Below are 14,614 nucleotides of genomic sequence, written 5' to 3' on the forward strand. Positions count from 1 at the left end.
AATGATAAATATAGTAGAGAGCAGAGAAAAGTGGGTTGATACATTAAAAAAATTTGAAAACAAGTCTGTTTTCAAAAATATTAAAAGCAAAGGAAGTATAACTTTAGAAAAAAAAACATTCCCCAATAAGTATTTAAATGTACTAAATTCAAATGAAAAAATTGAAGGTATGGGTAATATATTAAGTTTTTTTTCAGCTATAGTTTCAATTGTATTAAATAAGTACACTAATTCTAATGTTTTTATAGGAGTTAAATCTAACACTGGTAGATATGTACCTGTATTTGCAGACTTTGAAAATAACACACCATTTGTAACACTTGTAAGGCAAGTTGAAGATGATTATATAATGGCAGATAAGCATCAAAACTTTAACATAAAGAGTATTTCACGTAAATTGGGATTAAAAGTAAGTTGTATTGATGAACTCTTTGAAATAGGAATAACATCACAAGAGTATGATACAAGTGTTAATTTAGTAGAAACAAAGTGCAACTGTATTTTTAAAGTCAATAAATATAATTTTGAAATTTATTATAATAGCAACATATATAGTGAATATGATATTGAGGTAATAGGCAAGAGTATAATGGCAGTTTTTGAAACAGTAGTTAAGATACCTCAATTAGAAATAAATAGAATATCGATTATAGGTAAAAAACAAGAAGAAGAAATACTGCAAGTTTACAACCGGGAAATAGAACATAATAATGAAAATGTAATAGGTCTATTCAGTGAACAGGTGAAAAATTATCCATCAGCAGAAGCTGTAAGATTTGAGGAAAGTAAAATAAGCTATGAGGAGTTGAATGCACTATCAAATGGGGTAAGTGATTCTATTATAAAAAATGGAATAAAAGCTGGACAAACAGTGGCATTTATGTGCGACAGATCATTAAACATGGCTGTAGGAGTAATAGGGATAATGAAATCCGGTGCTGTGTATATCCCAATAGATACAAAACTTCCAAGTGACAGAATGAAATTTATGTTTGAAGACAGTGACGTTAAATTAGTAATAGCAGATAAAAATAATTTAAAAAAAGCAAAGGAAATTGGAGTTAAAGTAATAGAAATTGATAGTATAGAAGCTGCTGAAAACACAATAGGAGAAGTAGGAGAAAATGCATATATTATTTATACATCAGGAAGTACGGGAAAACCAAAAGGCGTATTAGTATCACATAATAACTTAGGTTCATCAATAAAGTGGAGAAAAGAGGAATATAAGTTAGATGCAAGTGATAATGTTATGCAGTTATTCTCATATGGTTTTGATGGGTTTATGACAAGCTTCTTAACACCAATAGTATCTGGCTCAACGGTGGTGTTAGTAACAGAGGAAAATGTAAAAGATGTAGTAGCCTTAAGAAAAATTATAAAAGAAACCAAAATAACTCACTTTATAGCAGTACCAGCTTTATGTTTAGCAATTTATGAAGATATTACAAAAGAGGAAGCTGAAACCGTAAGAATTATAACAACAGCTGGTGATAAGTTAATAATAGAGGTAATAAAAAAAATAAAGGAAGTAAATAAAAATACAGAATTGATAAATGAGTATGGACCGACAGAATGTAGTATAGTAGCAACGGCTAAGAGAAATGCAAACGATTGTGGGAATAGTTCAATTGGGAAACCAATAATAGGAGCGTTAATATATATAATGGACCAATATGGGAATCTATTGCCAGAAAATGTAGCGGGAGAGATTGTAATTGGTGGGAATGGAGTTGCAGTAGGATATTTAAATAGAGAAGACCTAACTAAAGAGAAGTTTGTGCAAAATCCATACAATAAGGGGAGAATGTATAAAACGGGAGATAAGGGTAGATGGTTAAGTAATGGAGAAATAGAATTTTTGGGAAGAATAGATAATCAGGTGAAAATAAGAGGGTATAGAATTGAGCTTCAGGAAATAGAAAATATATTAGAAACAATAGATGGAATAAAGACTGCAGCAATAAAGCTAGTAAATGGCGAATTATGTGGTTATTATACAAGCGATTCAATAATGCTCGAAGATAATATTGTTGAAGGAATAAGAAAGAATCTACCAGAATATATGGTTCCTAAAAACATTATAAAAATCAATGAAATGCCTTTAACAAGTAATGGTAAGATAGACTATAAAAATTTGCCTGAAATAGAAAAAAACATTATATCTGAACGCATTAAGCCAGAAACATTACAAGAAAAACAAATGTGGGATATATGGAAAGAAGTGTTGGGTAATGATGATTTTGGGACTAATGATAAATTTTTTGAGATTGGCGGTAACTCATTAAAAGGTATAATTATGGCATCTAAGGTTTCACAAAGAAGTGGTAAAAAGGTAACATTACCATTATTAATGAATAATGATTCTATTAAATTATTTGTTTGTGCTGTTGAAAAGTTAAGTAGTAACGAAGTTGTAAAAATAAAAAAAGCAGATGCACAAGATACTTATGAATTGACAGCATTACAACAAGGAATATATATGAGCTGTGAATTTGATGATACAGGAATTGGATATAATGTGCCATTGGTAATGAAAGTTGAAGGAGCATTAGATATATCGAGGGTACAAAAGGTAGCACAAAAGTTATTAAACCGTCATAAAATTTTACGTACAGTTTATATACGTACAAATGAGGGAATACATCAGCAAGTTAAAGAGAATATAAGTATTTCAGTTGATTTTGTAAAAAGTAACAAGTCTATTGAAGAGGAATTTACAAAATTTTTACGTGCTTTTAACTTTGAAAAAGCACCATTATTAAGAATGCAAATTGTTGAATGTAATAATATAAAGTATATTATGTTTGACTCACACCATATTGCTGTTGATGGAATATCTATGTCAATCTTATATGATGAGTTCTGTGCACTGTATGAGGGAAAGGAACTTGAAGTGCAGGATATAGAATTTATTGATTATTCAGTTTGGCAGAATGGCAAGGAAGGACAAAGTTTAGTTAAAAACAATATGAACTACTGGATTGAACGATTTAAAGACTGGAATGGTATAAGTAATATTACTACAGATTTCCCACGTGATTCAATAATTAGATTGAAGGGTAAAACACTGAATTTTGACATTGGTGTTGAACTAACAGATAAGGTGAATAAATTTTGCTCTCAAAATGCAGTTACTCCATATATGATGCTTTTAGGAGTGTATAGTATATTGTTAGGAAAGTATACCGGACAAAACGATGTCACTATAGGTTTACCAAGTTATGGTAGATACTCGGAACAGTTTGAAAAAATGGTAGGTATGTTTGTTAATAGTTTACCAGTTAGAGTTTATCCTAAATCAGAGAAAAATTTTATAGAATTATTAAATGAAATTAAGGATGATGTTCCGCTAGCACTAACTAATGAGGGATGTTCCATAGAAAAAATTGTATCAGGGCTGGGGTTAACATCCGAAAGCGGTACAAATCCATTGTTTTCAACAATGTTTGCATTACACGATATACCAATAAATGAGCATAAAATCCATGGCTTGAGATTAAGTAAAGTGAAAATAGAACAAAATAGTTCTAAGTTTGATATTACACTTGATGCACAAGAAGAAAATAAGATTATGAATTTTCAACTTAGGTATAACAGCAACCTTTTTAAACTTGAAACAATGGAAAAATTTATTAAACACTTTATAAATTTAATTGAAGAAACAACGAGTTCACCTAAAGCTCCGATATACAAACTTAATATGTTATCAATAGAAGAATATGATCAGATAGTGATACAGAATAATAATACACACGTAGAATACAAATACAAAAACTCAAATATTAAAGAACTTTTTGAGAGACAAGTGATTTTAAAACCAAATTCAATAGCTGTTTCATTTAATGGAGAAGGTTTAACATATAAAGAGGTAAATGACCGTGCCAATAATTTGGCGTATAAATTATTGGATTCAAATATATCAAGGGGTTGTGTAGTACCAATTATAGCTGATAGAAGCTTTGAAATGCTAATAATTGAAATTGCAATAATGAAGTCGGGAGCAACATTTTGTCCTCTTGATCCTAGCTGGCCATCAGCAAGAATAAATATGATTATTGATGAAATTGGCGCTGGATTTGTTATAACTAGCACTCAAAGTAAAGTTTTAGAAGAGGTATCAGTTGGAAAATGGGAAGTTACGCTTAAAGATATAGGTACAAAAAGTGAAAATCCTCATGTTGAGATTTTAAGTAGTGACGTAGTTTATATCATATATACTTCTGGATCAACAGGTAAGCCTAAAGGTGTGGTAGTTCCGTATAGAGGAATTATTAACCGTTTGATGTGGATGAACGAGAGATTAGGTATAAATGGAAGTAATAGTGTATTAAATACTACAAATTATGTATATGATAGTTCAGTGTGGCAAATGTTTTGGCCATTGATAAATGGTGGTAAAACAGTTATACCTGTTCCTAATGCAATTATGTCTGCTGAATATATAACAAAAGTTATCGCAGATGAAAAAATCACAATAACTGATTTTGTTCCATCAGTATTCAATGTAATTGTTAGTGAAATGAAAGAGTCAAAACATTCATTAGAAACATTAGATAGTTTAAATTGGATAATAATTGGTGGAGAAGAAATAAAACAAAACTCTGTTCATGATTTTATGAAGTTATTTCCAGATACTCAATGCATTAATTTATATGGCCCAACAGAGGCAAGTATAGGTTGTGTATATAAGGTTATTTCTAAAGAAGAAAATGGTGTGATTCCTATCGGAAAACCAATTAGCAATGTTAATATTTTATTACTTGATGACAATATGCAACCAGTTCCAAGAGGTGTTATAGGTGAAATTTATATAGCGGGAATATGTTTAGCAGATGGATATTATAAGGATAATGAGAAGACAAGTAAAGTTTTTATAAAAAATTCATTTAGTGAAATTGATAGTGAATATTTATATAAAACAGGTGATGTTGCAAAATGGGGAGAGAATTGGGATATTTATTTTCTCGGAAGACGTGATTATCAGGTGAAAATAAGAGGCTTTAGAATTGAGACTCAAGAAATAGAAGATAAAGTTTTAAAACTTGAAGGCGTTAATCAATGCACTGTAATTGACTATGAAAGTGATGAGGGAGATAAGTACCTTTGTGGATATTTTACTGCTAAAGAAGACATTGGACAAGAGGATGTTAGAAGCTACTTAGTAAGTCAACTACCCAATTATATGATACCAACATTTATTATTAAGCTTGATGAAATATATATAACAATGTCAGGAAAAGTGGATAGAAAAAGATTGCCTAAACCTCAATTTGATATTCTTGATAGGGAGATTATATTACCTAAAACTAAAGAAGAAAAATTATTAGCTATTGCATGGAAAGATGTATTAAATCTTAAGGGCGTAGGAATAAACGATAATTTTTTCGCAATAGGTGGTGATTCTATTAAGGCTTTACAGATAGCATCACACTTAAAGAAAGCTGGTTTAGAATTTACGATGCAACAGTTATTTAGTAATCCAACTATTGCACAACTTGCTAAAAAAGTTACATATGTTAATCAAAAAAAATATGATGTTGTAACTGGAGAGGTAGATTTATCACCAGTTCAAAAACGTTTCTTTGATACTTATGATTCAAGATTGTACTTTAATCAAGCTATTATGGTTTTCAGAGAAGAAGGCTTTAAATTAGATTTAGTAAGAAAATCATTTAAATATATAGTGAGTCAACATGATATGTTGAGAGCAAGATTTTCAACATGCAATGAAGTCGTTAAGCAAGTTATTGGAGAAGTTGAAGATGATTATTTTATAATAGAAGAGTTTAAAGTATTTAATGAAGTTAATGAGGAACAACTTATAGGTGAAATTGTTGAAAGTATTCATCAAAAGATTAATTTATCATCAGAGTTAATACGTCTTGCTGTAATAAAAACCAAGAGAGGCGATCATTTAATGATAGCTATGCATCATTTGATCGTAGACGGCGTGTCTTGGCGTATAATACTTAAAAATTTCATAGAGGCATATGAGAACATTTGTAAAGGAATTGTATATGAAGTAGATAATAAATCAAAATCATATAAAGAATATGTTGAATATCTAAAAAGGTATTCAAATAATGAAAAACTAAATAAACAGGTGAGATATTGGGAAAATATTAATTCTAAAAATAATGTAGATATTAAAGAAGAAGTTCTATTCGGCGATAGAGAACATATTACCATGGAAATTAATCCTCAAGTATCTAAAAAATTATTAAAAGATGTTAATAAGATTTATAATACACAACCAAATGACATACTGTTATCTGCATTAGCACTTGCTTTTAATAAGATAGATAGTAGTAAAAATTTATTAGTTGATCTTGAAAGTATAGGTAGGGTACTACCAGGACAAGGGTTTGATTATGCCCAAACAGTAGGATGGTTTACAGCGATTTATCCTGTAAATATAGAAATAGCTGAAAACAATATAGGTAAAACAATATGTTTAGTTAAAGATAACTTAAGATGTGTACCTGAAAACGGATTAGGATATCAAGTCTTGAGATATTATACACATAAGCTTAAAGGAGCCTTAGATAGTAGCATTAGTTTTAATTATTTAGGAGAAGTAGATTTTGAATCACAAAGCGATATTGGTACAAAATTATCTGATTATCCTGCAGGAAGCATGATTTCACCAGCAATGAAGACGAAATATATGTTAGATATTAATGTTAAATTTTACAATGATAAGCTGATGATCTCTTTTGATTATTCAAAATCAAAATACAACGAAGCCATTATTAATGATTTAGCAAATTCCTTTAAGGATGTATGTGAAGCTATTGTTCAACATTGTGAAGAAGAAACAAATATAATTAAAACTCCATCAGATTTTGGGGATAGTTCTTTAAATTTTAATGAACTTGATAAAATATATGAAAATGTAGGTCAGGATATTGAAAGGATATATAAACTATCACCTATGCAGTCAGGTATGCTTTTTCATTCACTTTTAGATAATGAATCTAAAAGTTACTTTGAGCAAAATTATATAACTCTTCAGGGGGAAATTGATGTTGAAGCATTAAAGAAGGCATATTGTATGCTTATTAAAAATTGTGATATTTTTAGAACAGTATTTATGTATGAAAATCTACAAGAGCCACGTCAAATTGTAAAAAATTACGAAAATACACAAATAAATTTTAAATTTGAAGATATTTCAACTGATAACACTTTTGATGAAAAAAATAGGATAGTTGATGAGTATTGTATAAAAGATAAAAAAGAAGGTTTTAATTTACAAGTAGGGCCTCTAATAAGGATGAAATTATTTAAACTTGATGAAATATCTTACCGTCTTATATTGAGTGATCATCATATATTAATGGATGGCTGGAGTATGTCTATTGTATTTAAAGAAATTTTTGAAAATTATGAATCAATAATTAATGGTAATATTTTAAATGAAAAACATCTGAATCAATACAATAAATACATTGATTGGGTATTAGATCAAGATGAAGATGCGGCAATGAATTTTTGGAAGGATAAAATTCAAACATGTGACACCAGTTCAAATTTAAAGGGTTCAGATAAAAAGTATAGTACATATAAACAAAAGAAACATAGGATTAAATTATCAAAAGAAATATCGAGTATGTTAATAAAAACTGCGGAAGATTGTGGAGTTACTTTAAATTCAGCTATGCAGTCAGTGTGGGCACTTGTTTTAATGAGTTATTGTAATACAAATGATGTAGTATTTGGAACTGTAGTTTCGGGACGTTCATCTGCTATAGATGGAATCGAAGATATGATAGGATTATTTATTAATACACTACCAGTAAGGGTTAATGTAAATGAAAATATAAAATTTGAAGAAGTTGTTAAAAACGTTCAGAGCGATTTTATTGACATGGAAGAGTTTAGTTATTATCCATTAGCATCAATACAAGCTTTATCGATTCTTGGTGATAATTTATTATCACATATATTTGTGTTTGAGAACCACCCTATGAAGCAAGTTATGGATAGTATGGGGGAAAACAATCTTTTGCCTGTTATAAAGGATATTGATGCATTTGAGCAAACAAATTATGACTTAAATATAATAATTGTACCTAGTGATGAGATTATAATAGACTTTGTATATAACTCAAATGAATATGAAGAATGGTTTATTAATCAACTCTCTAGGCATTATTTGAATGCTTTGGAAAGAGTTTCAAACAATTTTGATGTTTATTTAGATGAAATAGATATTTTAGATAAATTCGATTATTCAAAGATGCTAACTGAATTTAATCAACCATCTGTGGGGTATCCTCATAACAAAACTATTATAGATTTATTTATGGAGCAGGTAGAGAAGAATGGTAATAGAATGGCAATTAAATGCGAAGATAGAGAATTTACTTATAATGAAGTTAATAACATTTCAAGTGCTATTGCTAGAAAACTTGTAAATACAGGTGTTAAGTCTAACGATATAGTTGGACTGCTTATGGAACAAACAGAGTATATTGTAATATCTGCATTAGGGGTTTTAAAAGCAGGTGCAGCATATATGCCACTAGACAGATACTATCCAGTAGAGCGATTAGAATTTATGATTGAGGATAGTAATGCAAAAGCAGTTCTTTTTAAAGGTGATAAATATGGGGTTAAATCAGAGCGTATATTCGTTGACGTAACATTAGATAATCTAGAAGAGTCAGTTGAGAATTTAAATGTTTATATAAAACCATCGGATATGGCTTATGTAATTTATACATCAGGTACAACCGGTAAGCCTAAGGGAGTAATGATTGAACATAAAAATGTTGTGCGTTTGATGATTAATGATAATAACTTATATGATTTTAACAAGAATGATATCTGGACAATGTTCCATTCCTTTTGTTTTGATTTCTCAGTTTGGGAAATGTATGGCGCATTATTGTTTGGAGGAAAGCTAATTGTAGTACCACGTAATATAGCTAGAAATACTATTTCATTTGTAAAATTAGTAGAAAAAGAAAAAGTTACAGTGTTAAATCAAACTCCTACAGCATTTAATGCTTTTTCAGAGCAAGTTATATTAACTAATAACATTGGATTAAATTTAAGATATATTATTTTTGGTGGTGAAGCATTACAAACCACGCTGCTTAATAGTTTCCACAAAATGTATATTAATGTAAAGTTAATAAATATGTATGGAATTACCGAGACTACAGTTCATGTGTCTTATAAAGAAATTGGCCAATATGAAATAGATAACAATATATGTAATATTGGAGTTCCAATACCCACGCTTAGGGTAAACATAGTAGATAGAAACATGAAATTATTACCTATAGGTATGCCAGGAGAGATGATTGTAAGTGGTGAAGGAGTTGGAAGAGGATACATTAACCGTGATGAACTTAACTTGGAAAAATTTATTTCTCATACATACGAAAAAGTTGGAACTAGAACATATAGAAGTGGAGATTTGGCAAAATATCTTCCTAATGGAGAACTTGAATATTTAGGAAGAATTGATGAACAGGTTAAAATTCGTGGATACAGAATAGAACTAGGTGAAATTAAGGAAGCAATGCTTAAGCATGAATACATAAATGATTCGGTAGTTACTATTAAAAAAGACAAGTTAGGTACTAATAACCTAATTGCATACTATGTATCAGAAAAAAGTCTAGATATAGAAAAGCTAAGAGGATTTTTATCAACATTTTTACCTCAATATATGATACCAGCATATATTATTAAAATTGAGAAAGTACCAATAACATCAAGTGGTAAAACAGACATTAAAGCATTACCAAATTCAGATAGTCAAGTTAGTACAAATGAATATGTAGCTCCTAAAAATGAGTGTCAAGAAAAAATAGCTAATGTATGGTCTCAAGTTCTGGGTTTAGACAAAATTGGAATAAATGATAATTATTTTGTTAGTGGAGGAGACTCCATAAAGGCAATACAGATATATTCAAGATTAAATGCTTTAGGTATTCAATTTGAAATTAAAGATTTATTTAAATATCCAACTATTGAAAAAATAAGTGAAAGAGTAAAATTTAATATTGAAACTTATTCACAAGATGAAGTTTATGGGAATGTTAAATTGACAGCAATACAAAAATGGCTTTTAGAAACAGATGGAGCTGAGATATATAACTACAATCAGGCAGTTATGTTTTTTAATGCCAAGGGGTTCGATGTAAATGCTCTAAAAGAAACTATAAGAGAAATTGTTTCTTATCACGATTCACTTAGAATTCGGTTTGAGAGATGTAACGATGGTATTGTGCAGACGTATCAAACTATAGAAGATATTCAGGATATATGTGAAATTAATTATATAGATCTAACATCAGAAAAAGATTTGGAAGCAAAAATATTACAATATGCCAATGAAGCACAGAAAGATATTACATTGTTTTCTAAGAAATTATACAATGTTACATTATTCAAAACTAATAAAGGCGATCACTTATTATTTGTTATACACCATATGATTATAGACGGAGTATCTTGGAGAATTCTATCAGAGGATTTAGTACAAGTTTATAAATCTATAAGAGATGGTAAAAAAGTAGAATTATTAAATAAAACATTATCATTTAAAGAATGGTCAGAAGGTATCAATAGGTATGCACAATCTAAAAATGGGAAATCAAAGTTAAAATATTGGTCTGAAGTTCAAACAATAAATAATAGTGAGTTTATAGAAGAAAAGCACCGTTTTGGAACATATGAGCAGACTAATACAGTAAAAGCTGAAATTGAAGAAGAGAATACTAAAAAATTATTAACTGTTGCGAACATACCATATAATACAAAAGTTGAAGAAATTCTTTTAACAGCTTTAATTGAAGCTTTTCATCATACTATGAATATAAAAACAATAGGAATTGATATTGAGGGTCATGGACGTGAAAAACTATTCGAGCATAGTGATGTATCAAGAACATTAGGTTGGTTTACGTCAATATATCCAGTTGTTTTAAATATGGAAGAAACAATCGAAAAATCAATTTGTACAATTAAAGAAAGTATGAGGAAAATACCTAACAAGGGTATTGATTATTCCATTTTGAAATATTTAAATCCATATGAAGAACAGTTAAATAAAGTTTCTCAAATAAGCTTTAATTATTTAGGACAAATAGAAAAACTTAAAGGTGAGGAAATAACACTATCAGATATGGCTATAGGAGAAGCGGTAAATGGAAAAATTGCACGTAAATATGCTTTAGATATTAGTTGTAAAATTGAGAACTCAGTATTTAAGATTGCATTTGATTATTCAGCGCACTTATTTAATGATGAAGTTATTAATAAATTATCTGAAAATTACGTACAAGCACTTGAACGATTAATAAATCACTGCGCTTCAGTTAAAGAAATAAAAAAAACTCCTTCAGATTATGGATTAGATATTTCTATTAATGAGTTTAATACAATTGTAAGTAATAGACTGAAAAATATAGAGAATATATACCCATTAACACCAATGCAGCAAGGAATGTTATTTCATGCATTACTTAATACAGATTCGGATGCGTATTGTGAAAAAATGGTGATGGATTTAGAAGGCGAAATTGATTTGGAATTATTTAAAAATTCAGTTGATGCTGTAACTAGAAAATATGAGATTTTTAGAACAGCTATAATTAATAATGGATTAAGTAGTCCGATTCAAATGGTTTTAAAGGAAGTACCAAGTAGCTTTAATTATTTTGATTACAGTGAGGGTAACTATAGTGAGTTTGAAAAAGATTATTTAAGCAAATTTGATTTTGAAAATGCAAAATTAAGTAATATTACATTGGTTAAGTTAGGTAATGAGAAGTATAAATGTATATGGAACTTCCATCATATAATATTAGACGGTTGGTCAGTTGCAATTGTCCTTGAGGAGTTATTCCAATATTATATTAAGCAGCGTAAAGGTATTGTTATTGAGAGTAATTCAGAAGGAAATTATGTTGAATTACTTTCATGGCTTGGAAACAAGGATAAGGAACTTGCAAAAGAATATTGGAGTGATGTTTTTAATGGATATAATACAGCAGTTACAATTCCAAATGAGAAAGTGTCAAGTGAATATGATTTAGAAGAAATGGATTTTTATTTAAATGAACAACAAACTACTAGATTAAAAGAACTAGCTAGTAAAAATAATGTAACATTTAGTACTGTTGTGCAAGTACTATGGGGAATTATACTTCAAAAAATAAACAATACTAAAGATGCAGTCTTTGGTACAGTTATATCTGGTAGACCAAAAGATTTAAAAAATGCAGAAAAAATAGTTGGTATGTTTATTAATTCTATCCCGGTTCGTGTAGAGACTATGGAGAATGATAGTTTTACAGATTTAATAAGCTCATTCCAAGGACAGTTAGTTAAATCAGAGGAGTTTGGCTATTATCCACTTTATGAAATTCAACATTGTTCTGAGTTAAAGGATAACTTAATAAATCATGTTGTAGCATTTGAAAATTATCCTGTTAATGAGTTAATGAAAAATGAATTTAAAAAGGAAGTTTGTGGATTCGAAATTAAAGATATTGTTATGAGAGAACATACTAATTATCAATTTGGTGTAGTATTTACTCCAGGTAATAAGTTGAAAATTAATATAACATATAATAAGAATGCATTTGATGGTAACAGCATTAAAAACATTGGGGAGTATTATATGTATCTAGTTGAGACGGTAGTGAAGGCACCTAAAGCACCAATAAATAGAATATCAATAATGGATAAAAAAGGAGAAGAAAAAATACTGCAAGTTTTTAACCAAAAAGTAAAATCAAATAATGAAAATGTAATAGATTTATTCAGCGAACAGGTGAAAAACTTTCCATTAGCGGAAGCGGTAAGTTTTGAGGAAAGTAAAATAAGCTACGGGGAGTTGAATGCACTATCAAATGGGGTAAGTGATTCTATTATTAAAAGTGGAATAGAAATTGGAGAAACAGTGGCATTTATGTGCGACAGGTCATTAAATATGGCTGTAGGAGTAATAGGCATAATGAAATCTGGTGCTGTGTATATCCCAATAGATACAAAACTTCCAAGTGACAGAATACAATTTATGTTTGACGATAGTAAGGTTAAGTTAGTAGTTGCAGATAAAAACAATTTAGAAAAAGCAAAGAAACTTGGAGTTAAAGTAATAGAAATTGACAGTATAGAAGCTAAAGAAGATATGGTGGGAGAAGTAGGGCAAAATGCATATATTATTTATACATCTGGAAGTACAGGGAAACCAAAAGGTGTATTAGTATCACATAATAACTTAGGTTCATCAATAAAGTGGAGAAAAGAGGAATATAAGTTAGATGCAAGTGATAATGTTATGCAGCTATTCGCATACGGGTTCGATGGTTTTATGACAAGCTTTTACACACCAATAGTATCTGGCTCAACAGTGGTGTTAGTAACAGAGGAAAACGCAAAAGATGTAGTAGCTTTAAGAAAAATAATAAAAGAAACTAAAGTAACTCACTTTATAGCAGTACCAGCATTGTGTTTAGCAATATATGAAGATATTACAAAAGAGGAAGCTGAAACTGTAAGAATGATAACAACAGCTGGTGATAAGTTAATAGTAGATGTAATAAAGAATGTAAGGAAAGTAAATAGTAATACTGAATTAATAAATGAGTATGGACCAACAGAATGTAGTATAGTAGCTACTGCTAAGAGAAATGCACAGGATTGCGAATATAGCTCAATTGGAAAGCCAATAGTAGGAACAATGGTATATGTAATGGATAAAGATGGAAATTTAAACCCGGAAGGTATAGCTGGGGAAATTGTAATTGGTGGAAATGGAGTTGCCGTAGGATATTTAAATAGAGAAGAACTAACTAAAGAGAAGTTTGTGCAAAATCCATACTCCAAGGGAAAAATGTACAAAACAGGTGATAAAGGTAGATGGTTAAGTAATGGAGAAATAGAATTTTTGGGAAGAATAGATAATCAGGTAAAAATAAGAGGGTATAGAATTGAGCCACAAGAAATAGAGAATATATTAGAAACAATAGATGGAATAAAAACTGTGGCAATAAAGTTAATAAATGGTGAATTATGTGGCTATTACACAAGTGATTCAATAATGTCAGAGAGTAATATAAAAGAAAAAACAAGAAAATATCTACCAGAATATATGGTGCCTAAAAATATAATGGAAATCAATGAAATGCCTTTAACAAGCAATGGGAAGATAGACTACAAAAATTTGCCTGAAATAGAAAAAGGCATTGCAATTGAACGGTTAAAGCCAGAAACATTACAAGAAAAACAAATGTGGGACATATGGAAAGAGGTATTAAGTCATGATGATTTTGGAATCAATGATAACTTTTTTGATATTGGTGGTAACTCATTAAAAGTTATGTCATTACACTCTAAAATAGATAAGGTATATCCAGGAACAATGGAGTTGGCAGATTTATTTTCTTATTCTACAATTAAAAAAACATGCGAATATTTGTTTAATAAAGAAAAAGAAGAGGACCAGTATCGATTAGAGAGTAATATTGATGAAAAAGTAGATATGGAAAGTACAATTATGGATATGTTATTAAATGAAGAGAATATGGATACTGATGAGATGGTTAATAAAATTATGAGCTTAAAATAGAGTGAAAAGGAG

The 14,614-nt window shown here is 29.4% G+C and carries 1 protein-coding gene; it reads left to right on the forward strand.

Annotated features, from left to right (window positions below):
* Position 1 precedes the first annotated feature (1 nt).
* The gene (locus tag KTC94_RS16395; protein WP_220286719.1) at positions 2-14,602 is read left to right on the forward strand and encodes a non-ribosomal peptide synthetase; all 14,601 of its coding nucleotides are present in this window, start codon (positions 2-4) and stop codon (positions 14,600-14,602) included.
* Positions 14,603-14,614: the final 12 nt, after the last annotated feature.

Source organism: Clostridium sp. CM028 (genome assembly GCF_030585565.1).
GTDB lineage: Bacteria > Bacillota > Clostridia > Clostridiales > Clostridiaceae > Clostridium_AD > Clostridium_AD estertheticum_B.